This is a genomic window from Salmonella sp. A29-2, from assembly GCF_020150755.1.
In the GTDB taxonomy this organism is placed as follows: domain Bacteria; phylum Pseudomonadota; class Gammaproteobacteria; order Enterobacterales; family Enterobacteriaceae; genus Salmonella; species Salmonella enterica.
The window spans coordinates 136,122-160,280 of sequence record NZ_CP083731.1; the positions used below are offsets into that span (position 1 = coordinate 136,122).

The following is a 24,159-nucleotide window of genomic DNA, read 5'->3' on the forward strand; positions in this document are numbered from 1 at the left end:
ACTTATCTTCCCAACCACGGCTGTGGATTGACGGCCTGACCCTGGCGACGAATTTCGAAATAAAGCGAAGGTCTGCCCTGACCGCCGCTACTGCCCACAAGGGCGATAGGTTGTCCGGCGCGCACCTGCGCGCCTACGCTGACCAGCGCGCTCTGGTTATAGCCGTAAAGGCTCATATCGCCTTTACCATGCTCCACGACCACCACCAGGCCATAGCCTTGCAGCCAGTCTGCCAGAATCACCCTGCCGTCGGCGATGGCTTTGACCTCGGTGCCTTCCGACGCGCCGATCACCATCCCCTTCCAACGTAGCTCACCCTGCAGCCGTTCGCCATAGCGATGCAATATCGGGCCGCGTACCGGCCAGTATGCCTGACCGCGAGGCGCGCCCAGACCGCCGGTGCGGGACATTAGTGAACGCTCGCTTTCCGTCGGCTTATAGGTGCTGCCTTTACGCGAGGCTTCCTGCTGCTTATCGCGTACCGCCTGCGCTTCGCGGGCTTCACGCTCCGCTCGCGCTTTGGCCGCCGCTTCCGCCCGCGCGATACTGTTGCGTAGGCGTGATTCGTTGGCGCGTAGTTCGCTTAACTGTTGCTGGCCTTGCTGAATAGACGACTCCAGTCCGGCAAGCGTTTTCTTACGTTCATTACGCGCCTGCTCCAGCTTCGCCTGTTGGGCGCGCTGCTCATACAGCAACGTTTGTTGTTGGCTTTGCTTCTCTTCCAGCTCGGCTTTTTGCGTGGCGACCTGTTCGCGAGTCTGTTTCAGTTCGGCGATAGTCTCCTGGCGCGCCTGGTTCAGATAGCCGAAGTAGGCCTGCAGGCGTTGCCCACGCTGGCTCTCTTCTCCGCTAAGAATAAGCTGAATGCCGGTGTGTTCGCCCTGGCGGAAAGCGGCGTCCAACTGCGCGGCAAGATTACGCTCCTGGCTGGCTTTTTGCTGCTCCAGTTTGGCAATTGAGGCGTTCATCTCATCAATTTGCGCGTTTAACTGATCCAGAGTGCTTTGCGTTTCGCGCAGCTTACGCGCTGCGGCCGAGATGGCCTCTTCCTGGGCTTTCAGTTGTGCCAGGAGGCTGGCGCGCTGTTGCTGCTGCTGGCGTACGTCGCGTTCTTTCGCGGCGATATCGGCCTGAATAGATTTGAGTTGATCGCGGTCATCCGCGTGGGCGGAAAAGGCGCACAACAATACGCCAGCGCTAAGTACGCTGGCGTAGAACAAAGGCCTGACTGAAAACGTTCTTGGTTTCACGGCCTGTTGAATGGTGTTAATCGCCTTTCCCCTCATGGGGAGGGATTATTCCACGATGAACAGCGGCTTACCAGTCATCTCTTGCGGGATTTCCATCCCCATCAGCGACAGCATGGTAGGCGCAATGTCTGAAAGTTTGCCGCCTTCGACCGCCTTCACGTTTTTCTCGCCGACATAAATCAGCGGCACCGGCAGGTTGGTGTGGGCGGTATGCGCCTGACCGGTCGCCGGATCGCGCATCTGCTCCGCGTTGCCGTGGTCCGCGGTAATCAACAGTTGTCCACCAACGGACTCAACCGCTTTTGTTACCTGTTCAATGCAGTTATCCAACGCTTCCACCGCTTTGATGGCGGCTTCCATCACGCCGGTATGACCGACCATATCGCCGTTTGGATAGTTACAAATGATGGTGTCGTACTTACCGCTTTCGATCGCCGCGACCAATTTTTCAGTCAATTCTGCAGAGCTCATTTCCGGTTGCAGGTCATAAGTGGCCACTTTCGGGGAGTTGATCAGAATGCGCTCTTCACCAGCAAACGGTTCTTCTACGCCGCCGTTAAAGAAAAAGGTTACGTGCGCATATTTTTCCGTTTCGGAAATACGCAGTTGGGTTTTGTCGTTTTTCGCCATCCATTCGCCAAAGGTATTCGCCAGCGACGCTGGTGGGTAGGCAACGGCAGTTTTGATGTCGGCGGCGTATTCGGTCAGCATCACGAAGTTCAGATTAACCACTTTCTTACGCGCAAAGCCGTCGAAATCAGCATTAACGAAAGCGCGGGTAATTTCGCGCGCGCGGTCAGCGCGGAAGTTCATGAAAATCAGCGTGTCGCCGTCTTCCATCGCCGCATCAGCCTGGCCCTCGGCGCGGATAACGGTCGCTTTGACAAACTCATCGTTTTCATCACGAGCGTAAGCGGCCTGCAGGCCAGCCACGGCGGTATCCGCCTGGAATTCGCCCTGCGCCAGGGTCATCAGATCATACGCTTTTTCCACGCGATCCCAACGGTTGTCGCGGTCCATAGCGTAGTAACGACCGACGATAGACGCCACGCGGCCTTTGCCCAGCGCGGCGAATTTGTCTTCGAATTTTTTCAGCGAGGCTTCAGCGCTGCGCGGCGGCGTGTCGCGACCGTCGAGGAAGGCGTGCAGATAGATTTTTTCTGCGCCGCGCTCTGCGGCCAGCTCCACCATCGCCATAATGTGATCTTCGTGGCTGTGGACGCCGCCCGCGGACAGCAGACCCATAATATGAACCGCTTTACCGGCGTTTTTCGCCTGGTCTACCGCATTGGTCAGGACTGGGTTAGCAAAGAAAGTACGTTCTTTAATTTCAACGTCCAGACGCGTCAGGTCCTGATAAACGATGCGGCCTGCGCCCAGGTTAACGTGGCCCACTTCGGAGTTGCCCATCTGGCGGTCAGGCAGACCCACTTCCAGACCGGATGCGTCGATCAGGGTATGCGGACGTTTTGCCCACAGAGCATCCATCACCGGGGTTTTGGCGTTTAAGATAGCGTTATCCTGCTGTTCTTCACGGTAGCCGTAGCCATCCAGAATCACCAGTACCATAGGTTTTTTAGAAACCGACATTGCGACAACCTCATACTCAATAGACAAAATAATTGCGTAATTTTACTACAGCTGAATCGATAAAATAGCCTCAGAAGATCAAAGAAAGGGATCGCGCTGGCGTGAGAAGGCAAGTAATAGCGTGATTTTTTTTCGTAGCGCCCCGCAAAAATGCATTCCAGTGCACGCTCTGGCTGTATTTGCGCCACTGCACAGGTATACTCCTTTCCTGGTTTTTTAATCACTACGTCGGGAGTTGTTACCCCCCATGCAAGAAATTATGCAATTTGTTGGCCGTCATCCCATACTGAGTATCGCCTGGATTGCGTTACTGGTGGCGGTTTTATTTACCACGTTCAAAGGTCTGACTTCAAAAGTTAAGGTGATTACACGCGGCGAAGCCACGCGCCTTATCAACAAAGAGGACGCCGTTGTTGTGGATTTACGTCAACGTGACGATTTCCGTAAAGGCCATATCGCTGGCGCGACCAATTTGCTGCCGAGCGAAATCAAAGCCAACAATGTTGGCGAACTGGAAAAGCACAAAGACAAGCCGATTATCGTGGTCGACGGTTCTGGTATGCAGTGCCAGGAATCCGCTAACGCGCTGACAAAAGCCGGCTTTGAAAAGGTCTTTGTGTTGAAAGAAGGCGTAGCAGGCTGGAGCGGCGAGAATCTGCCTCTGGTGCGCGGTAAGTGATTACCCGTCGTTTTCATGACGCAAGGGGAATGACTTGCCCTTGCGTCGACATGAAATCCATCGGGTAAAAAACAGGAGCGAAGTCATGGCCAATATTGAAATCTACACCAAAGCAACCTGTCCGTTTTGCCATCGTGCAAAGGCGCTGTTAAACAGCAAGGGCGTGAGTTTCCAGGAAATTGCGATTGACGGCGACGCCGTGAAGCGTGAAGAGATGATCAAACGTAGTGGCCGAACGACGGTTCCGCAAATTTTTATTGATGCACAGCACATTGGCGGTTGTGACGACTTGTATGCGCTGGATGCGCGTGGTGGACTGGATCCGCTGTTGCGTTAAGGCGTACTCAAGTATTTAAGGACAACACTAAAGGGTTTTACACATGTCAGAACAAAATAACACTGAAATGGCTTTCCAGATCCAACGTATCTATACCAAGGATGTTTCTTTCGAAGCGCCAAACGCACCGCATGTTTTCCAGAAAGATTGGCAGCCAGAGGTTAAACTGGATCTTGATACGGCATCTTCCCAACTGGCGGATGACGTTTATGAAGTTGTGCTGCGTGTTACCGTAACGGCTTCCCTGGGGGAAGAAACCGCGTTCCTGTGCGAAGTTCAGCAGGCCGGTATTTTCTCCATCAGCGGTATTGAAGGTACTCAGATGGCGCATTGCCTGGGTGCATACTGCCCGAACATTCTGTTCCCGTATGCTCGCGAGTGCATCACCAGCCTGGTTTCACGCGGTACGTTCCCGCAACTGAACCTTGCGCCGGTCAACTTTGATGCGCTGTTCATGAACTATTTGCAGCAGCAGGCTGGCGAAGGTACTGAAGAACATCAGGATGCCTGATGAACCAAAGTAATGCGTCAATGACAGTCATCGGTGCCGGCTCGTACGGCACCGCTCTTGCCATCACTCTGGCGAGAAACGGCCACCAGGTTGTCCTGTGGGGCCACGACCCAAAACATATCGCGACCCTGGAGCACGATCGCTGCAACGTCGCGTTCCTTCCCGATGTGCCTTTTCCCGATACGTTACACCTGGAAAGCGACTTAGCAACCGCGCTGGCGGCCAGTCGTAACATTCTGGTGGTGGTGCCAAGCCATGTTTTCAGCGACGTGCTGCGGCAGATTAAACCGCTGATGCGTCCGGATGCGCGTCTGGTATGGGCGACCAAAGGCCTGGAAGCGGAAACGGGGCGCCTGTTGCAGGATGTCGCTCGCGAGGCGTTAGGCGATCAAATCCCGCTGGCGGTGATTTCCGGTCCGACGTTCGCTAAAGAGCTGGCGGCGGGTTTGCCGACGGCAATCTCGCTGGCCTCAACCGATGAGACCTTTGCCGACGATCTCCAGCAACTGTTGCACTGCGGAAAAAGTTTTCGCGTCTATATCAATGCGGATTTTATCGGCGTGCAGCTTGGCGGCGCGGTGAAAAACGTGATTGCGATTGGCGCGGGGATGTCTGACGGCATCGGCTTCGGCGCGAACGCCCGCACGGCGCTAATCACGCGTGGACTGACCGAAATGTCGCGGCTTGGCGCAGCGCTTGGTGCCGATCCCGCCACCTTTATGGGGATGGCGGGTTTAGGCGATCTGGTGCTGACCTGTACCGACAACCAGTCGCGCAACCGTCGTTTTGGCATGATGCTTGGCCAGGGTATGGACGTTAAAGGCGCGCAGGATAAGATTGGCCAGGTGGTCGAAGGCTATCGCAATACGAAAGAAGTTCGTGAATTGGCGCACCGTTTTGGTGTTGAAATGCCAATAACCGAGGAAATTTATCAAGTATTGTATTGCGGAAAAAACGCGCGCGAGGCAGCATTAACGTTATTAGGTCGCGCCCGCAAGGAAGAGCTGAGTCGCCACTAGCCGTAAGGAACTGTTTGCATAAACGACCCAACCCGCACAGAACGGGTTGGTCGTTTTCTGCCCGTCTGGAGTAAGCCATGCCGTGTGAAGAACTGGAAATCGTCTGGAAGAATATTAAAGCTGAAGCCCGCGCTTTAGCTGACTGTGAGCCTATGTTGGCCAGTTTTTATCACGCCACGCTACTCAAGCATGAAAATCTGGGCAGTGCGCTGAGCTATATGCTGGCAAATAAACTGGCTTCGCCCATCATGCCCGCTATCGCTATCCGTGAAGTAGTTGAAGAAGCCTATGCCGCCGACCCGGAAATGATCGCGTCGGCAGCCTGCGATATTCAGGCCGTGCGCACTCGCGATCCGGCGGTGGATAAATACTCCACGCCGCTGTTATATCTGAAAGGCTTTCATGCGCTACAGGCCTACCGCATTGGTCACTGGTTGTGGAATAAAGGTCGCCGCGCGCTGGCTATCTTCCTGCAAAATCAGGTTTCAGTCTCGTTTCAGGTGGATATTCACCCGGCAGCGAAAATTGGCCGCGGGATTATGCTCGACCATGCCACCGGTATTGTGGTGGGGGAGACGGCGGTTATTGAAGATGATGTGTCGATCCTGCAATCCGTCACCCTGGGCGGTACCGGGAAAACGAGCGGCGATCGTCATCCTAAAATCCGCGAAGGCGTGATGATTGGCGCGGGCGCGAAAATTCTCGGCAATATCGAGGTGGGGCGCGGCGCGAAAATTGGCGCAGGTTCCGTCGTTTTACAGCCTGTCCCGCCGCACACTACCGCCGCAGGCGTTCCGGCGCGTATTGTCGGCAAGCCGGGCAGCGATAAGCCGTCGATGGATATGGACCAGCATTTCAACGGGCTACACCATACGTTTGAGTATGGCGACGGCATCTGAATTGCGCGGTACAACTAAAAAACGCTGTTCCGATGGAGTGCAATCCCGGAACAGCGGAGCGAAGAATTCGCAATGTGGACAATCAGGCTGCGGATGATGTCAGCGTGATGCGATCCAGCGGGCCGACGATAAACAGATATGAAATGAGACCAATAAGTCCCATCGAGCCAACGTATAAAATGGCAAAGTCAAACGACTGAGTATTGGCAAGAATCACGCCGATGACCAGTGGCGTAACGATGCTTGCCATATTGCCGCACATGTTAAATACGCCGCCGGCAATACCCAGAACTTCCTTCGGCGAGGTGTCGCTGAGTACGCACCAGCCCTGGTTACCAAACCCTTTGGCAAAAAAGGCCAGACTCATCGCCGCAATGACCACAAATTCTGAAGAGGTGTAGTTGGCGATCACTATTACGCAAGAGAGCAACATACCGCAGATAACAGGCAGTTTCCGCGCGACGGTAAGGCTATAGCCGCGTTTGAGTAGCCAGTCGGAGAACACGCCGCCGAGCAGGCCGCCAATAAAACCGGCAATGGCTGGAATACTGGCCACAAAACCGACTTTCAGAATCGACATGCCTTTCGCCTGGTACAGGTAGGTCGGGAACCAGGTCAGGAAGAACCAGGTGATAGAGGTGACGCAGAATTGCCCGATGTAAACACCGATCATCATCCGGTTAACACAGACGGTTTTAATCTGCGCGAACGTTATTTTCTGCGGCTCCTTTTTACAGCCCAGAGAGGGCTCGCCACCACCGCTACGAATATAGTCAATTTCCGCTTGATTAACTTTTGGGTGGTGCATCGGATCTTTGACTTTCATTAACCAGAATATACCGAGCATCACGCCAATAGCGCCAATATAATAGAAGACAAAATGCCAGCTTAAATTATGCAGAATGATCGTCATTAGCGGGGTGATAATGCCCAGCGAGATATATTGCGCAGCCTGATAAACTGAAGTAACGAAACCTCGTTCATTATTGGGAAACCATTGTACGCTTAAACGACTGTTCGCCGGAAAGGCAGGCGCTTCAATCGCGCCCATCAGCAGACGTAGAATAACCAGTACAATTAATGGGCTGACATACAGATAGATCGTTCCCTGAAACATGGTTACTAACGACCAGCCAATCAATGCGCAACCGTAAACCAGTCGTGAACCGTAGCGGTCTAATAGCCAACCACCGGGTAGTTGCATAATGACATAGGCGATACCAAATGAGGAGAAGGCCAGGCCCATCGCTTCCGGATCAAAACCTAATTCTTTACTCATTATTGGGGCAACTACGGATAGAGTTGCGCGATCCGCATAATTAAATACGGTAGCAAGAAATAAAAATATAAGAATGGTATGACGCACTTTTGTGCGCTTTATTATTGTGTTCATTATCTACTCCTCAGATAAGGGCAGAATGCATCCTGTAAGGTAAGAGAGGCGGGACGGATTCCCGCCAGTCGGGTTAAGGGCGTTTGCCAAATTCACAGGTTAATTGTGTCCAGCGGCGCGCTTGTTCACTGAGCGTAAAACCCAGACCATGACGATCGGAAATCCACATGCGGCCATCGCGCAGCTCAAGTTGCTCGTTGAATAATGGGTTCAGCCACTCGAAATGTTCCAGCCACGGCTCCAGGGGATACGCTGCGGAAAGGTGCAGATGTACTTCCATCGCAAAGTGCGGCGCCAGCTTACGCCCGTGTTTCGCCGCCAGATCCATAATCTTCAGGAACGGAGAGATACCGCCGACACGCGGCGCATCTGGCTGAACGAAATCGCTGGCATTGCCCAGAATCAACTGCTCGTGTTCCCGGAAACTGGTCAGCATTTCCCCGGTGGCGATAGGCGTATCCAGCGCGGCAGCAAGCTGGGCGTGGCCTTCGATGTCGTAAGCATCTAATGGTTCTTCAATCCAGATAAGATTGAACTGTTCCATTTTACGCCCCATGCGGATAGCCGTTTCGCGATCCCACTGCTGGTTAGCGTCAACCATTAACGGAAACTCATCCCCAAGCGCTTCACGTACTGCGGTTAAGCGGCGAATATCCTCAGCGCAGTTGGGTTGTCCGACTTTCAACTTAATACCGCCAATGCCATTTTCGCGGGAAATCACCACATTTTTCAGCACTTGATCGAGCGGTGTATGCAAGAACCCCCCTGAGGTGTTGTAACACTGAACGGAGTCGCGGTGCGCGCCCAACAGTTTTGCCAGTGGCAGACCGGCACGTTTAGCCTTCATATCCCATAAGGCGATATCGATAGGGGAGATAGCCTGTACCGCCATCCCGCTACGCCCCACCGAGGCTCCGGCCCACAGCAGCCTGGTGTATATTTTGTCGATATCATTGGGATCTTCGCCCAGTAGATTATCGGCTATCTCTTTGGCGTGAGCATAAATACCCTGGCCGCCAGCACGTTTGGAGTAGCTAAAACCAACGCCTTCAAAGCCGTCGCGACTGCGGATTTCGGCAATGATGATTGCCACTTCGGTCAAAGGTTTCTGGCGACCGGTCAGTACCTTCGCGTCACTCACTGGCGTCGCCAGCGGTAGAAAAGCCAGTGATAGCTTCACCCATTCGATACGATCGCCGGTTTCTGCCGCGGTTCTGGTATTCGCCGCTTTTGCATACGTTACGGCGTCGGAATTCGCGCTTAAAGCCATTTTTTTTCTCCTGATAATCACAAAATGATTGCGCTAACATTTTTATTATTAAGCGAACACAGGATCCAGAAAGTTGATGTTGATTTGAACATTTGATCACATATGTCGTATAAAAAGCAGAATTTATTGCAAAATGGATCACGATCCAAAAATATCTGGGGAAATGCATAATACAAAATGATGGCGCTATCATTTTGTAATGACTGAGCTTGATAAGCTACTGTATTTACGGCCTTTCCTGATGCGAAGCTGGCAATAGCCGCAGGCATGATGAATAATGCGCGGATAAATCAGCCAATCTTTGCAGGGGCATCAGACGTGAAGAGAACCAAATCACCTCGTGCGCCGACGCTGGAAGATGTAGCACGTAGCGCCGGGCTGTCTCCGATGACAGTCAGCCGGGCATTGAATTCGCCACAACTGGTTCGCCCCAAAACGGTTGAGAAAGTCATGCAGGCGGTTCGCGTCACAGGCTACATACCCAACGCGTTAGCCGGTGGTCTGGCGTCGCGACGGAGTAAATTAATCGCTGTCGTCGTGCCGCAAATTAACAACAATATGTTTGTCGATACCATCCAGTCGCTGAGCGATGAACTGGCCCGACGCGGATATCACATATTGCTGTGCGTGGCGGGATATACCGAACAAACGGAAGCGGAGTTGGTGGCGACACTGCTTTCACGCCGCCCTGATGGCGTGGTGCTTACCGGGATCCATCACACGATAGAACTGAAAAAGGTCATCCTGAACGCGGCTATTCCGGTGGTGGAAATTTGGGACTTAACGCCCACGCCGCTTGATATGCTGGTCGGTTTTTCCCATGAAAAAGTCGGGCAGGCGACGGGGGAGTATCTTCTGAGTAAGGGCTATCGTCGTCCCGGCTTGTTGTGGACCGCCGATCGCCGAGCCGCGCAACGTAAGCAGGGGTTATGTAGTGTTCTTCAACGCCACGCTATTCATGCCGTACCACAGGTGGATGTACCCCTTCCGGCATCGCTTTCGCTGGGGCGCAGCGGTTTAAGCCAGCTTTTTGACGAAGGGACGTTTGATGTCATTGTTTGCAGTTCTGATACCCTGGCACAGGGGGCGATGATGGAGGCGGAAAGCCGTGGTTTGCGCATCCCGCATGATTTAGCGGTTATTGGTTTTGGCGACCTTGATTTTGCCGCCAGCAATCGACCGTCAATTACTACCGTAAGCGTTGACAGACGCGCCATTGGTCAGCGCGCCGCTACGCTGTTGGCCGATCGTATTGAACAGAAACCGTGCGCAGAAGCTATTGTGGATATTGGCTTTCATTTGATTGAGCGAGAGTCCGCATAAACGGGAACATGCCATCGGGATCGGCCAGGCCGGATCAGGCGTTAGCCGCCATCCGGCATTGAATATATTACGACCGCAATACCGCGCCGGGATATCCTAACTGGCGCCACGCTTCATACACCACCACCGACACCGCATTCGACAGGTTCATGCTACGGCTATCCGGCATCATCGGAATGCGAATCTTCTGCTCTTTAGGCAACGCATCGAGAATGCTGGCGGGCAGGCCGCGCGTTTCCGGGCCAAACATCAAATAATCGCCATCCTGATAGCTTACGGCGCTATGGGCGGGCGTGCCCTTTGTCGTCAACGCAAACAGGCGCTGCGGGTTTTCGGCGGCGACAAAGGCGGCATAATCGTGATGGCGCTGAACCGCGGCGAATTCGTGATAGTCCAGCCCTGCGCGGCGTAAGCGCTTATCATCCCATGTAAACCCCATCGGTTCGATGATGTGCAGACGAAAGCCGGTATTGGCGCAAAGACGAATGATGTTGCCGGTATTCGGCGGGATTTCTGGTTCGAAGAGTACGATGTTAAGCATGATGCCCCCTTAAATGCGGGGGGCAGAATAGCAGAAATTTACCGGGCTCTCACGCGCCAGGCGCTCAGGCGGAATCGCCTTTGCTCATTGGCGCCAGCGCGGCGGGCAAACTTCTCCCCAGTTCCTGCACCAGTGAATCGCCACTGATTTCGCTAATGGATTTCGCGCCGGTCAGGGTCATGGCGACTTTCATCTCTTTCTCGATCAGGTCCAGCAGGTTGGCGACCCCCGCTTTTCCTGCCGTCGCCAGCGCGTAGAGATAGGCCCGACCCAGCAGTACGGTATCGGCCCCCAGCGCAATCATACGCACGACATCCAGCCCGTTACGAATCCCGCTATCCGCCAGAATGGCGATATCGCCTTTCACCGCATCGGCAATGGCGGGCAGGGCGCGGGCGGAAGAGAGCACGCCATCGAGCTGGCGGCCGCCGTGATTCGACACCACGATACCGTCAGCGCCGAAACGTACCGCATCGCGGGCATCTTCTGGATCGAGGATCCCTTTGATCACCATTGGGCCGTCCCAGAATTCGCGTATCCACTCCAGATCTTTCCAGGAGATGGACGGATCGAAGTTATTTGCCAGCCAGCCGATATAGTCCTCAAGGCCGGTCGGTTTACCCAGATAGGCGGAAATATTGCCTAAATCATGCGGGCGACCGTTCAGGCCGACATCCCACGCCCATTTAGGGTGCATCACCGCCTGCCAGTAACGGCGCATGGCCGCGTTTGGGCCGCTCATCCCGGAGTGGGCGTCACGGTAGCGCGCGCCCGGCGTCGGCATATCCACGGTAAAGACCAGCGTGGAGCAGCCCGCCGCTTTCGCACGTTCAAGCGCGTTGCGCATAAAGCCCCGGTCACGCAGTACATAAAGCTGGAACCACATCGGGCGCTTAATGGTTGGTGCAACTTCTTCAATCGGACAGACGGAGACGGTGGAAAGGGTGAACGGAATGCCCTTTGCGTCTGCGGCGGCGGCGGCCTGTACTTCGCCGCGACGGGCGTACATGCCGCACAGACCTACCGGCGCTAATGCCACCGGCATCGACAACGTTTCGTTAAACAGGGTCGTTTCCAGGCTTAAATCGGACATATTTTTCAGCACACGCTGGCGCAGAGCGACTTGCGACAGGTCTTCCACATTTCGGCGCAGGGTATATTCCGCATACGCGCCGCCGTCGATGTAGTGGAAGAGGAAAGGAGGCAACGTGCGCTGAGCTGCGGCGCGATAATCGCTGGCTGCTGAAATAATCATGATTTATTCTCCCTGGTCATCTCATTATGGTCGCCGGGCAGGCGGGTAATACGCGCCTGGCGGGCCTGGTCTTCATCAAATCGTTTAATCGTGGTGTGGACAAAACTGAGGTGCGCCATCATCGCTTTACGCGCGCCCTCGGCGTTACCGTCCAGAATGGCGTCCATCACTGCCTGGTGTTGTTCCGTCAGCTTTGAGAATACGGGCGGAACGAGATACATACGCTGGCGACTCTGTTTGACGGAGGATTGCAGGACGTCGAAGAAACCGCGCATGGTTTGCAACAGCACCACATTGTGCGAAGCTTCCGCGATCGCCAGATGAAAGCGCACGTCGGCCTGGGAGGCGAGATCCGGGTCTTCGCTGAGCGTCGCATCAAAGCAGAGTCTGATTTTCTCTTTGTCGGCAGCGGTGGCACGCATGGCGGCGTGCCAGGCCGTACTGGCTTCAATGGCGTGGCGGGCCTCCAGAATGTCGAAACTGTAGTCCGGATCGTTCGCCATCAGCATTTTCAGCGGTTGCACGATATTCTGTTCAGACCAGGTTTCGTGCTGCCAGCGGACAAATGTCCCGCCGCCGCGACGGCTCACCAGCACGCCTTCGCTGACCAGCTTCGCCAGCGCTTCGCGTAAAGAGTTGCGTGATACGCCAAGCTGTAGAGCCAACTGGCGCTCGGCGGGCAATTTCATGCCCGCTTCCAGGTTTTGTTCTTCAATCAGCGCCCGCACGCGAGAGGCAATCTCGTCTGACAGGCGTTTTGGCATCACAATCACGGAATCATCCAGGTTAAAACATAGGCCTGAAGCGTAGTGATCACGCCCACCATACAGGTGAAGATCAGGCTGTGTTTGACAGTAAAACGAAACAGATCGGACTCTTTCCCTACCAGTCCCACCGCCGCGCAGGCGATGGCGATAGACTGCGGCGAGATCATCTTCCCGGTTACGCCTCCAGTGGTGTTCGCCGCCACCATCAGCACATCAGAGACGCCGATTTGCTGCGCCGCGGTAGCCTGTAGAGAGGCAAACAGCGCGTTAGATGAGGTGTCGGACCCGGTCAGGAAGACACCCAGCCAGCCGAGGAACGGCGAGAAGAACGTGAAGGCGCTGCCGGTGTGCGCCAGCGCTAACGCCAGCGTGGAGGAAAGCCCGGAATAGTTCGAGATAAACGCGAACGCCAGCACCATGCCGATGGAGTAAATCGGCAACGCCAGCTCTTTCAGCGTGCTGCCAAAGGTCTGGATTGCGGCTGAGGGCTTCATTTTCAGCCAGACGATAGACAACAGCGCGGCAAACAGGATCGCCGTGCCGGTGGCGGAGAACCAGTCAAATTTATACACCGCCGCGTAAGCGGTCGCTTCGTGTACAACCGGCGGCATACGGGCGACCAGTTTATCGAGATACGGTACCGGAACGTTAATTACCCAGTCATACAGCGCGCCGCCGGGGGCAAACAGCGCTTTGAACGGCGGTATGCTCCAGAGAGTGACCGTGGCGGTCAGGAACAGGAACGGCGACCAGGCGCGAACAATTTGTCCTGTCGTATAGCGGGTACGGGCCAGCGTCTGATCGACCTGTGACGCGCCCATATCACCGAAGCGGAAGATGCGTACCGGCTGCCAACGTTTGAGGAACAGCGTCAGGCACACCAGAGACACCAGCGAAGAGATAATGTCCGGCAGTTCCGGCCCGATAAAGTTGGAGCTGAGATACTGGGCGATAGCAAACGAACCGCCAGAGACCATCACCGCAGGCCAGGTTTCTTTCACGCCGCGCCAGCCGTCCATAATCGCCATAATCCAGAACAGCACGATAATGGTCAGGAATGGTAGCTGACGACCGACCATCTGACCGATTTCAAAGCTGTCCAGGCCCGTGACCTGTCCGGCAACCAGAATCGGGATCCCCATCGCGCCAAAGGCGACAGGCGCGGTGTTTACAATCAGGCACAACCCTGCCGCATACAGCGGATTAAAGCCCAGACCCACCAGCAGCGCGGCGGTTATCGCCACCGGCGCGCCGAAACCCGCCGCGCCTTCAAGGAACGCGCCGAAGCAGAAGCCGACAATCAGCATTTGCAGACGTTGATCGGGGGTAATCGACAGAATTGACGAGCGAATAATGTCAAACTGCCCGGTCTTGACCGAAATTTTATAGACGAAGACCGCGGCGATGATTATCCAGGCAATCGGCCATAGCCCGTAGAAGAAGCCATACACGACCGATGCCAGCGCGTGATCGACCGGCATTTTATAGAACAGCAGCGCGACGGCGAGCGCGATAACCACCGTCCACGAAGCGGCAACGTAGCCTTTCAGCTTGAGTTTAATCAGGGCGAAAAAGAAGAACAGGATTGGGAGCGATGCGATCAGGCTGGAAAGCCAGATATTACCCGCCGGGTCATAGTTTTGTTGCCAGAGGTTCATTGCAGGTCTCCTGAGAACCACACGCATAATGGGATGAATCTTTGCTCATCTCGTTGGGGTCACATTATGTGTAAAAGTGGTCCTGCCAATATTGTTGTGTATGGATAATGACAACAAATAGTTAACCATATGTTATTTATTGGCAACGGTATTGTAGAGTTAATTTAATGAAATGTGAACCTGTGGTCGGATCCAGCGGGAATTGGTAGGACCAATAATTTAGTCAGTCAGAAAGGAAGAACCGGGTAAGCGAAAGTGCCGCCCGGTCAACGTTTAGAATTCTGTTTTATTAAAACCTGTCATCTCTTTGAGCCCCATTTCCCGGCCCAGCGCCGTCATCGGGTGGACCACGATCAGGCCGCGTACGCTTTTTTTGAGTTTGCCCATATCGGCCTGCTCTTTTTTAGTGATCGCGCGGCGAAACGGCAGGTTCATCAGCTTCTGCGCTTCTTTACTCAGTTTCTGGCTGTGTACTTGGCGCAGACGGATAATTTCTGCTTCCAGCGTCTCTTTTTCTTTTTCCAGCTCCGCGTATTTATCGGCGGATTCAACCAGAGAGAGACCTGCCTGCTGGTGGCGAATAGCGTCAAGACGATCGCTCAGGCGTTTAATTTCGTTTTTTTCGACTTCTTTCATGGGATAGCTTCTGATAGAAATGGGATAGATACCTTATAGTATGCGCGCAGTGAGTGATTCTTCACAACTCATGACGTAAAGATAATCAATTATGGCAAGTATTACACTGCTCATTATTTAATTATCTCGTTGAGAATAAAATCCTTTTTGTCGAAAGAAAAGATGAAGCGCCCTTTTGTCGGCAAGAAAAGCGATTAAGCACATTTTCCTCAATGACAACGCTAAATTGATCCTAAACTCAAATAAGCGACCGCGGGAGTCAGACGCGGGTCCCACATGGAGGATCTATCATGGCAAAAATAGGTGAGAACGTACCACTTCTTATTGATAAAGCCGTCGATTTTATGGCGTCCAGCCAGGCGTTCCGTGAATACCTGAATAAAACGCCGCCGCGTGATTATGTTCCTTCCGAAGTGCCGTCGGAGAGCGCGCCCATTTATTTGCAGCGTCTGGAATATTACCGACGGCTGTACCGACCAAAAGAAGAAAAAAGAGGTTAACGGCGGGATTTACTTTTGAAAGGCCTTTTTTAAGCTGATTTTAGAAATCAGCTCGGTCAGAGAGAGGACCATCGTCGAACGCACCGCCTGCTGGTAGCGCTGAATTTGCATGGCGTATAGCGCCGCGTCGGACGTATCAAAATGCGGCGGCGGCGGTAGCGCCATGACGCAGTGCAGTTCGCCAAACGGCCCGAGGATTTCATCGTCGGTAAAGGCGTACTCATTGCCGTCGTGATTCAGCTCTTCGCGCAGCGCCATTAACAGCTCCGCATCTTCATATTCGGTGCGGCTGAGTACGCCCAGACCATAGATAAGTTTCAGACGTACCGAAAGATCGCCCAGCGGCCCGTCGCCGTCCAGCAACGGTTCCACAGCGTATTTCACCGCATAGTCGTCTTTGCGAAACACCTGGAGCACCAGAATATTCACCGCCTCGGTCAATAACTCGACGGCGGTAATCAGGAAGCTCCGTACGGTTTTGCCAGCATTCAGACGCTCAAGCACACGATTTTCAAAGGCCTGGGTTTGTTCCATTATTGCCTGCATATCTGACAATCTGTTATTTGGGCGCAGGCTAACCTGCGCCGGATTCTGCGTCATTTGGTCGCGTTATATGCGTTAACCGCCTCCGCCACCACATCGCTATTGGCATCCAGCCCGGAAATTTGCGCCAGCGCGGCCTGCGGGCCTTTTTCGGTAATCAGAGCCGCCAACTCCTGCGCCTGCGGATCTTCAACACTACGGAAATGCATCGCCGCCGCGATCCCTTTGACCAGATTCACATGCGGCAGACCATATTCCAGGGTGCCAAGCAGCGGTTTGATCAGACGGTCGCCCGCGCTGAGTTTGCGTAGCGGCTGACGACCTACGCGTTCGACGTCATCTTTCAGATACGGGTTTTCAAAACGACCGAGGATTTTCTGAATGTATGCCGCATGTTTGTCAGCATCAAAACCGTAGCGTTTGATCAGCACCGCGCCGCTTTCTTCCATCGCGCCTTTCACCACCGCGCGAATACTCTCATCGAGAATAGCGTCGCGAATGGTTTGATGACCGGCTAATTTGCCGAGGTACGCGGTTATAGCATGACCCGTGTTCAGCGTGAAGAGTTTACGTTCGACAAATGCCATCAGGTTATCCGTTAACTCCATCCCCGGGATGTTTGGCAACGCGCCTTTAAACTGGGTTTTATCGACGATCCACTCGCTGAAGGTTTCTACCGTCACTTCCAGCGGATCGTTGGTCGCAGAAGCAGATGGCGGCACAATACGGTCAACGGCGGAATCGACAAAACCGACGTGCTGTTCAACCCAGGCTTTATCGCCATCCGCCAGCGCGTTCATTACGTGGCCTTTCAGCTGCGTGGTGCCGCGCACCATATTTTCACAGGCGATGATATTCAGCGGGGCATCCACGCCCTGCGCCTTACGTTTTACCAGCCCTTTAGCGATGGCCGGAGCGATACGCTCAAGCACAACCGGACCCACGGCAGTAGTGATTAAATCAACGTGGGCAATCATGTCGACAACATCATCGCCGATGCTGCTGACAGCGTTGACGCCGGAAACGGTATCAACCTGCTCATTTTCACCCACAACATGAACCTGATAGCTATGACGGGCATTCAGGGCATCGAGTACGACCTGGTTTACATCCGCAAACGTCAGTTGTATCCCCGCGTCAGCCAGCAGTTTGCCGATAAAGCCACGACCGATATTACCTGCGCCAAAATGTAATGCTTTCATAGTATTAACCTTCATTAATGTTTTTACCCGAGAGGGCTGGGGTGAGGGACTGCATAGATTTCCCCTCAACCTAACCCTCTCCACAAGGGAGAGGGTATCGCCTTCATATTTCGAACTGCAGATGCGTTGGCTCTCCTCGCTCACCCCAGTCACGTACTTATGTACGTGACTGGGGATTCACTGCGTTGCCGCCTTCCTGCAGCTCGAACTATTTTGGGGATACTTAACTGTTAAGCTTTTTTACCTGCCAGCAGTTCCAGCACTTCATCCACGCTGGTGGTGTGCGCCAGACGTTCGATCACGGATTCATCATCCAGCGCGTTGGTCAGGCTAGTGATGACCTGGATGTGCTCATTGTTACGTGCAGCGATACCAATGACCAGACGGGCAATATCGTCTTCTTCTTCACCGAAGCGTACGCCTTCCGGATACTGGCAGAACACCACGCCGGTTTTCAGCACGCGATCTTTCGCTTCCACTGTACCGTGCGGTACTGCGATGGATTCACCGAGGTAAGTCGGCGTCAGCTTTTCGCGGTCCAGCATCGCCTCGACGTATTCCGGCTCAACATAGCCGCCTTTCACCAGTTGTTCACCGGCAAAGCGAATCGCCTCTTCTTTGTTAGCGGCTTTACGGCCCAGGAAGATATTCTCCGCACCCAGTTTGAACAGGTTGTTATCACCCTCCTCAAAGCTGTCTTTCAGATGGTCGCGTACTTTCTCTTCATTAGTATTGTGGCGCTGTGCGGCAACCAGACGTTCGGTCAGGCTGGTGTACAGGCCGCTATCCAGGAAGTTGGTCAGCGAAATATGCTGCGCCTGCGGTACCTGACGCATCGCGCGCTCGGTAAGGTCACGGTGAGTAATGACCAGATCCACATCCGGCGGCAGATTGTTAATGGCGCTGTTGGTGACGGAGATCTGGCTCAGGCCCGCATCCTGTACTTTCTTACGCAGTACCCCTGCGCCCATCGCGCTGGAACCCATACCGGCATCGCAAGCCACGATGATTTTACGCACATGGCTCAGGTCGTTAGTCACGTCGCCAGCCGCCAGCGGAGAGGCGCCTTTAGATTCCGCTTTCATGTCATGCATACGACGGGTGGCCGCTTCAATGTCATCTTCTTCTTTCACTTTGCTGGTTTTCAGCAGAATTGCAGAAACCACGAAGGAGACCGCCATTGCCGCCACGATGGCAGCGATGTTAGCGAAGTAAGCGCCTTTTGGCGTCATCGCCAGTACCGCCAGAATGGAGCCAGGAGAAGCCGGAGAAACCAGACCGCCGTTCAGGATGGTCAGGGTGAATACGCCAGTCATACCGCCAAGGATAACGGCCAGGATCAGACGTGGGTTCATCAGCACATACGGGAAGTAGATCTCATGGATACCGCCCAGGAAGTGGATAATTGCCGCGCCGCCCGCAGACTGTTTAGCGCTGCCGCGACCGAAGAACATGTACGCCAGCAGGACGCCCATCCCCGGACCCGGGTTAGCTTCAATCAGGAAGAAGATGGATTTACCCATCTCATGGGACTGCTGGATACCCAGTGGTGAGAAGATGCCGTGGTTAATCGCGTTATTGAGGAACAGGATTTTCGCCGGTTCAACAAAAATGGACGCCAGCGGCAGCATATCGTGCGCCACCATGAAGTTAACGCCCGCCGCCAGAATTTTGGACAGGACTTCAACCGCCGGACCAATACCGAGGAACGCCAGGATGGCGAGGATCATACCGATGATGCCAGCGGAGAAGTTGTTCACCAGCATCTCAAAACCGGATTTGATCTTACCGTCTACCCAACTGTCGAATTTCTTAATGCAGTAGCCGCCTAATGGACCGGCGATCATCGAGCCGAGGAACATCGGCATATCCGCGCCGACAATAACGCCCATGGTAGTGATAGCGCCCACCACGCCGCCGCGTTCGCCGCCAACCAGACGACCGCCGGTATAACCGATGAGCAGCGGCAGCAGGTAGGTGATCATCGGACCAACCAGTTTCGCCAGCGTTTCGTTAGGCAACCACCCTGTTGGAATAAATAATGCGGTGATAATACCCCACGCGATAAACGCGCCGATATTAGGCATCACCATATTGCTGAGGAATCGACCAAAGCTTTGCACTTTGATCTTAATATCGGATGACATAAAAACACCCCTTCTTATGTTGCTGTCGCGCAGGCTGAAAGCCCGAGGTTTGTTAATGTAGCGGCAGAGGTAGCCGGACCCTGTAGTGTAGATACTGCGCAATCTGGCACTGAATCGTTCAACTGTCCAGACAGGGACAATTTATGTGATTTGTGTCACATAAATATAGGGGGTAGAGAGGTAATTGATGTGATATTGATCACAAAGTGGCTGTGTAAAAAAACAACGAATCTAATTTTTAGCCCTTAAAAGACCATTTTATGTGAGATATTTCACATTTTTATTTTGGTGCTTTGTTGAATTTTTGTGATCCTCTTCACAAGAAATTTTAAGCCCGGGTAACGCCAATACGATCCGGCAAACATTTTGTCGCGAGCTCACTCACGTTATGTCATTCAGCAACCTCCTTTTGCGTCTCTTTTCGTCTTATTTGAGCCATACTATGATTTTTACTGGTTGGCAAAAAGGACACGGCATGAAACTCATCGGTAGCTACACCAGCCCTTTTGTGCGCAAAATCTCTGTTCTGCTGCTCGAAAAAGGCATTACCTTCGAATTTATTAATGAACTACCCTACGAGGCGGATAACGGCGTGGCGCAATACAACCCTCTGGGTAAGGTGCCAGCGCTGGTGACGGAGAAAGGCGAGTATTGGTTCGATTCGCCGATCATCGCGGAATATATTGAACTGCTGGATATCGCGCCAGCGATGCTCCCGCGTGACCCGATGGCAGCGCTTAAAGTTCGCCAGCTTGAAGCGTTGGCTGACGGCATTATGGATGCAGCGTTGGTTTCTGTACGCGAACAGGCGCGTCCGGCGGCGCAACAATCGGAAACGGAACTGCTGCGCCAGCGGGAAAAAATCAACCGCAGCCTGGATATGCTCGAAAGTTATCTGAGCGACGGGACGCTAAAAACGGATACGGTCAATCTGGCGACTATCGCGATTGCCTGTGCGGTAGGCTATCTCAACTTCCGCCGGGTCGCGCCTGGCTGGTGCGTTAGCCGCCCCCACCTGGTCAAACTGGTCGAAACGCTTTTTCAACGCGAAAGCTTTGCCCGCACCGAAGCGCCAAAGGCTTGACGCGCATTATGTCCGCCTGAGCAAACTCACGTTACAATCCCCCTTATGTCGATATCCCTCTCCCGCCAGGAGAGGGCCACCAACAGCCAGGCATTTTCATGACAAGCGAAACGCGTACACTCTACAGCCAGCTTCCTGCTATCGATCGCTTATTGCACGATAGCGCTTTTCTTTCTCTGCGCGATCGGTATGGCCATACCCAGGTGGTTGATCTGCTTAGGCGGATGCTTGACGACGCGCGCGACGTCATCCGGAATACGCAAACGCTTCCCGACTGGTACGCAGACTGGGCGCAAGAGGCGAAACTCCGGCTGGAAAATGCGGCGCAAAGCGCGCTGCGCCCGGTGATTAACCTGACGGGGACGGTGCTGCACACCAACCTTGGCCGCGCATTGCAGGCGCAAGAAGCGATTGAGGCGGTAACGCAGGCGATGCGCGCGCCGGTGACGCTGGAATATGATTTGGATGGCGCCGGGCGGGGGCATCGCGACCGGGCGCTGGCGACGCTGTTATGCCGTATCACCGGGGCGGAGGACGCCTGTATCGTCAATAACAATGCGGCGGCGGTATTGCTGATGCTGGCGGCGACCGCCAGCGGCAAAGAGGTGGTGGTTTCGCGTGGCGAGCTGGTCGAAATCGGCGGCGCGTTTCGTATTCCGGATGTTATGCGCCAGGCGGGCTGTACGCTGCATGAAGTGGGCACCACCAACCGGACGCACGCGAAAGATTACCGTCAGGCGGTAAATGAAAATACCGGTCTGTTGATGAAGGTGCATACCAGTAATTACAGCATTGAGGGCTTTACCAAAACGGTAGAGGAAGCGGAACTGGCGGAAATCGGGCGAGAGCTGGATATTCCGGTGGTGGCGGATCTGGGCAGCGGTTCGCTGGTGGATTTAAGTCAATATGGCTTACCCAAAGAGCCGATGCCGCAGCAGCTCATTGCCGCAGGCGTCAGCCTGGTAAGCTTCTCCGGCGATAAGTTGCTGGGCGGGCCGCAGGCCGGGATCATCGTCGGCAAAAAAGCGATGATTGCCCAACTGCAAAGCCATCCGCTGAAACGCGCTCTGCGCGCGGATAAAATGACGCTGGCGGCGCTGGAGGCAACGTTACGTCTGTATCTGCACCCGGAAGCGTTGGCGGAGAAATTACCCACCCTGCGTCTGTTAACCCGCAGTGAAGCGTCGATTCGCGAACAAGCGCAGCGATTACAGGCGCGGCTGGCGGCACGTTACGGCGATGAATTTGCGCTGGAGGTTAAACCCTGCCTGTCGCAAATCGGCAGCGGTTCATTACCGGTAGACCGCCTTCCCAGCGCCGCCATGACCTTTACCCCGCACGACGGGCGCGGTAGTCGGCTGGAGGCGCTGGCGGCCCGCTGGCGCATGCTGCCTGTACCGGTCATTGGCCGAATTTATGATGGCCGTTTATGGCTGGATATGCGCTGTCTTGAAGACGAAAGCCGGTTTATGGAGATGATGCTGAAATGATTATTGCAACTGCCGGACACGTAGACCACGGTAAAACGACGTTGCTCCAGGCGATTACCGGCATTAATGCCGACCGTCTGCCGGAAGAGAAAAAACGCGGGATGACTATCGATCTGGGTTACGCCTATTGGCCGCAGCCGGATGGTCGTGTGCTGGGCTTTATCGATGTGCCTGGGCATGAAAAATTCCTCTCTAACATGCTGGCGGGCGTAGGCGGTATCGATCACGCTTTGCTGGTGGTCGCCTGTGATGACGGCGTTATGGCGCAAACGCGCGAGCATTTACAGATCCTGCAACTGACGGGCAATCTCCAGCTCACCGTCGCGCTGACCAAAGCCGATCGCGTGGACGAGGCGCGTATCGGTGAAGTACGTGAAGAGGTACTGGCGGCGCTCGACAACTATGGCTTCGCCGATACCGTTTTATTTGTCACCGCCGCCAATGAAGGACGCGGTATTGCAGAACTTCGCGCTCATTTACAGCAACTTCCTGCACGTTCGCACGCCGCGCAGCATCGCTTCCGTCTGGCTATCGACCGTGCGTTTACGGTGAAAGGGGCGGGACTGGTGGTGACCGGAACGGCGCTGAGCGGAGAGGTAAACGTGGGCGATACGCTATGGTTGACCGGCGTTAATACGCCGATGCGCGTACGAAGTCTACACGCGCAAAATCAGCCCACCGACCATGCGTATGCCGGGCAACGTATTGCGCTCAATATTGCGGGCGATGCGGAGAAGGAGCAGCTTAACCGCGGCGACTGGCTGCTTTCCGATGCGCCGGTGGGGGAAGCTTTTTCCCGGGTGATCGTTTCTCTGGCGCTTCATGCGCCGCTTTCCCAATGGCAGCCGCTACATATTCACCATGCCGCCAGCCATGTGACCGGTCGCGTCTCTTTGCTGGAAGGCGGGCTGGCCGAGCTGATCTTTGATACGCCGTTGTGGCTGGCCGATAATGACAGACTGGTGCTGCGTGATATTTCCGCACGCGCCACCCTTGCCGGCGCACGCGTGGTGACGCTTAAGGCGCCGCGTCGCGGTAAACGTAAACCAGATTATTTGCACTGGCTTTCAACGCTTGCCGACGCGCAGGACGATAGCGCGGCGTTGGCCATTCATCTGGAACGCGGCGCCGTCAACCTGCCGGATTTCGGTTGGGCGCGTCAGCTTAATCCTCTCGGTATGCGTCAGCTTATTGAGCAACATGGTTTTATCCAGGCCGGAGACAATCTGTTAAGCGCGCCCGTCGCCGCCCGCTGGCAGCGTAAGATTCTTGATACGCTGGCGACCTACCACGAACAGCACCGCGATGAACCGGGGCCGGGACGCGAGCGTTTACGCCGCATGGCCCTGCCAATGGAGGATGAAGCGCTGGTCCTGATGCTGATCGAGCGGATGCGCGACGACGACCTGATTCATAGCCATCACGGTTGGTTGCATCTGCCGGATCATAAAGCAGGATTTAGCGATGAGCAGCAGGCCGTCTGGCAAAAAGTTGAACCGCTATTTGGCGATGAGCCCTGGTGGGTACGCGATCTGGCGAAAGAGACCGGAACGGAAGAACAATTGATGCGGCTGGTGCTGCGGCAGGCGGCACAGCAAGGCATCATTACCGCGATCGTAAAAGATCGGTACTATCGTAACGATCGGATTGTCGCTTTCGCCAATATGATCCGCGAGCTGGATCAAGAGAGAGGATCAACCTGTGCGGCGGATTTTCGCGACAGGCTGAATGTAGGGCGGAAGCTGGCCATTCAGATCCTTGAATATTTTGACCGGATTGGGTTTACACGACGTCGTGGGAATGATCATTTATTACGTGATGCGTTATTATTTCCGCAAAAAGAATGAAATGGTTAAATTAAATAACAAATGAAGCAATACAATTATTGCGTTGCTTTTTATTTTTCTGGCTTCTTAAAATAGCCAGCGTGAGCCTATTATCAGAATAGTTTTGCCCATATTCTTTGCGCCTTAGTCAGGCGACTCACGATGAGATTGTGGAAATTTATCGCGCGGCGATGTAACGCCTTTGCCCGGTGGCGCGGACGCTTACCGGGCCTGCGTAG

General features: G+C 54.3%; 22 protein-coding genes. 10 read left to right on the forward strand and 12 right to left on the reverse strand.

Translation table 11 applies throughout. The features are described 5' to 3' along the window. Positions 1-2: 2 nt before the first annotated feature. Both envC and gpmM read right to left on the reverse strand, forming a co-directional pair. Positions 3-1,262, reverse strand: a complete 1,260-nt coding sequence (gene envC / locus K8W53_RS00660) for a murein hydrolase activator EnvC (RefSeq protein ID WP_058814511.1) — start codon at positions 1,260-1,262, stop codon at positions 3-5. Positions 1,263-1,295: 33 nt separating this feature from the next. Next, entirely contained in the window at positions 1,296-2,840 is a 1,545-nt protein-coding gene (gpmM, locus tag K8W53_RS00665; protein ID WP_000116576.1) for a 2,3-bisphosphoglycerate-independent phosphoglycerate mutase, read from the reverse strand. Between the two features lie 247 nt (positions 2,841-3,087). On the opposite strand from gpmM, the gene K8W53_RS00670 reads away from it, so the two are divergent. From K8W53_RS00670 to cysE, 5 genes are all read left to right on the forward strand, one after another. Further along, the gene (locus K8W53_RS00670; protein ID WP_001156179.1) at positions 3,088-3,519 is read left to right on the forward strand and encodes a rhodanese-like domain-containing protein; all 432 of its coding nucleotides are present in this window, start codon (positions 3,088-3,090) and stop codon (positions 3,517-3,519) included. An 85-nt stretch (positions 3,520-3,604) separates the two neighbouring features. Continuing rightward, on the forward strand, positions 3,605-3,856 hold the full coding sequence (grxC, locus tag K8W53_RS00675; protein WP_001273795.1) for a glutaredoxin 3: 252 nt from the start codon (positions 3,605-3,607) through the stop codon (positions 3,854-3,856). 43 nt (positions 3,857-3,899) lie between these two features. Continuing rightward, the gene (gene secB, locus K8W53_RS00680) at positions 3,900-4,367 is read left to right on the forward strand and encodes a protein-export chaperone SecB (RefSeq protein ID WP_000003370.1); all 468 of its coding nucleotides are present in this window, start codon (positions 3,900-3,902) and stop codon (positions 4,365-4,367) included. Next, entirely contained in the window at positions 4,367-5,386 is a 1,020-nt protein-coding gene (gene gpsA / locus K8W53_RS00685; RefSeq protein ID WP_001076596.1) for an NAD(P)H-dependent glycerol-3-phosphate dehydrogenase, read from the forward strand. Before secB ends, gpsA begins: the two co-directional genes overlap by 1 nt. Before the next feature lie 77 nt (positions 5,387-5,463). Then, a complete protein-coding gene (gene cysE / locus K8W53_RS00690; RefSeq protein WP_001112114.1) occupies positions 5,464-6,285 on the forward strand; it encodes a serine O-acetyltransferase in 822 nt (273 codons plus the stop codon). A gap of 82 nt (positions 6,286-6,367) precedes the next feature. Here the strand turns inward: cysE and K8W53_RS00695 are convergent, their stop codons facing one another. Beyond that, positions 6,368-7,678 (reverse strand): MFS transporter, encoded by a 1,311-nt coding sequence (locus K8W53_RS00695; RefSeq protein WP_058654686.1) that lies wholly within the window; start codon positions 7,676-7,678, stop codon positions 6,368-6,370. Positions 7,679-7,751: 73 nt separating this feature from the next. Beyond that, entirely contained in the window at positions 7,752-8,948 is a 1,197-nt protein-coding gene (locus K8W53_RS00700) for an L-talarate/galactarate dehydratase (RefSeq protein ID WP_023202893.1), read from the reverse strand. A gap of 318 nt (positions 8,949-9,266) precedes the next feature. Here K8W53_RS00700 and K8W53_RS00705 point away from each other — a divergent pair, with 318 nt between their 5' ends. Next, on the forward strand, positions 9,267-10,271 hold the full coding sequence (locus tag K8W53_RS00705; protein WP_001537635.1) for a LacI family DNA-binding transcriptional regulator: 1,005 nt from the start codon (positions 9,267-9,269) through the stop codon (positions 10,269-10,271). Between the two features lie 67 nt (positions 10,272-10,338). Here the strand turns inward: K8W53_RS00705 and trmL are convergent, their stop codons facing one another. From trmL to K8W53_RS00730, 5 genes are all read right to left on the reverse strand, one after another. Then, the gene (gene trmL, locus K8W53_RS00710; protein ID WP_000932335.1) at positions 10,339-10,812 is read right to left on the reverse strand and encodes a tRNA (uridine(34)/cytosine(34)/5-carboxymethylaminomethyluridine(34)-2'-O)-methyltransferase TrmL; all 474 of its coding nucleotides are present in this window, start codon (positions 10,810-10,812) and stop codon (positions 10,339-10,341) included. 64 nt (positions 10,813-10,876) lie between these two features. Next, positions 10,877-12,067: an FMN-dependent L-lactate dehydrogenase LldD gene (lldD, locus tag K8W53_RS00715; RefSeq protein ID WP_023195158.1), complete on the reverse strand. Its 1,191-nt coding sequence runs from the start codon at positions 12,065-12,067 to the stop codon at positions 10,877-10,879. Further along, a complete protein-coding gene (gene lldR, locus K8W53_RS00720) occupies positions 12,064-12,840 on the reverse strand; it encodes a transcriptional regulator LldR (protein WP_000636696.1) in 777 nt (258 codons plus the stop codon). The genes lldD and lldR overlap by 4 nt, the downstream gene beginning before the upstream one ends. After that, positions 12,837-14,492, reverse strand: a complete 1,656-nt coding sequence (gene lldP / locus K8W53_RS00725) for an L-lactate permease (RefSeq protein WP_001055308.1) — start codon at positions 14,490-14,492, stop codon at positions 12,837-12,839. The genes lldR and lldP overlap by 4 nt, the downstream gene beginning before the upstream one ends. A 273-nt stretch (positions 14,493-14,765) precedes the next feature. Beyond that, the gene (locus tag K8W53_RS00730; RefSeq protein ID WP_023225100.1) at positions 14,766-15,128 is read right to left on the reverse strand and encodes a YibL family ribosome-associated protein; all 363 of its coding nucleotides are present in this window, start codon (positions 15,126-15,128) and stop codon (positions 14,766-14,768) included. A gap of 290 nt (positions 15,129-15,418) precedes the next feature. Between K8W53_RS00730 and K8W53_RS00735 the strand changes: the two genes are divergently transcribed. Further along, positions 15,419-15,628, forward strand: a complete 210-nt coding sequence (locus K8W53_RS00735) for a hypothetical protein (RefSeq protein WP_023225099.1) — start codon at positions 15,419-15,421, stop codon at positions 15,626-15,628. A gap of 9 nt (positions 15,629-15,637) precedes the next feature. Here K8W53_RS00735 and mtlR read toward each other — a convergent pair whose 3' ends face one another. From mtlR to mtlA, 3 genes are all read right to left on the reverse strand, one after another. After that, on the reverse strand, positions 15,638-16,228 hold the full coding sequence (mtlR, locus tag K8W53_RS00740; protein ID WP_000193201.1) for a mannitol operon repressor MtlR: 591 nt from the start codon (positions 16,226-16,228) through the stop codon (positions 15,638-15,640). After that, the gene (mtlD, locus tag K8W53_RS00745) at positions 16,225-17,373 is read right to left on the reverse strand and encodes a mannitol-1-phosphate 5-dehydrogenase (protein WP_023225098.1); all 1,149 of its coding nucleotides are present in this window, start codon (positions 17,371-17,373) and stop codon (positions 16,225-16,227) included. Before mtlD ends, mtlR begins: the two co-directional genes overlap by 4 nt. A 230-nt stretch (positions 17,374-17,603) precedes the next feature. Continuing rightward, a complete protein-coding gene (mtlA, locus tag K8W53_RS00750) occupies positions 17,604-19,520 on the reverse strand; it encodes a PTS mannitol transporter subunit IICBA (protein ID WP_000093287.1) in 1,917 nt (638 codons plus the stop codon). A 475-nt stretch (positions 19,521-19,995) separates the two neighbouring features. Between mtlA and K8W53_RS00755 the strand changes: the two genes are divergently transcribed. The 3 genes from K8W53_RS00755 to selB all read left to right on the forward strand — a co-directional run bounded on the left by K8W53_RS00755 (position 19,996) and on the right by selB (position 23,941). After that, positions 19,996-20,604, forward strand: a complete 609-nt coding sequence (locus K8W53_RS00755) for a glutathione S-transferase (RefSeq protein ID WP_000766681.1) — start codon at positions 19,996-19,998, stop codon at positions 20,602-20,604. 98 nt (positions 20,605-20,702) lie between these two features. Next, positions 20,703-22,094, forward strand: coding sequence for an L-seryl-tRNA(Sec) selenium transferase (selA, locus tag K8W53_RS00760; RefSeq protein ID WP_000200187.1), 1,392 nt, complete (start codon positions 20,703-20,705; stop codon positions 22,092-22,094). After that, positions 22,091-23,941: a selenocysteine-specific translation elongation factor gene (gene selB / locus K8W53_RS00765; protein ID WP_023225097.1), complete on the forward strand. Its 1,851-nt coding sequence runs from the start codon at positions 22,091-22,093 to the stop codon at positions 23,939-23,941. The genes selA and selB overlap by 4 nt, the downstream gene beginning before the upstream one ends. The last annotated feature ends 218 nt before the right edge of the window (positions 23,942-24,159 follow it).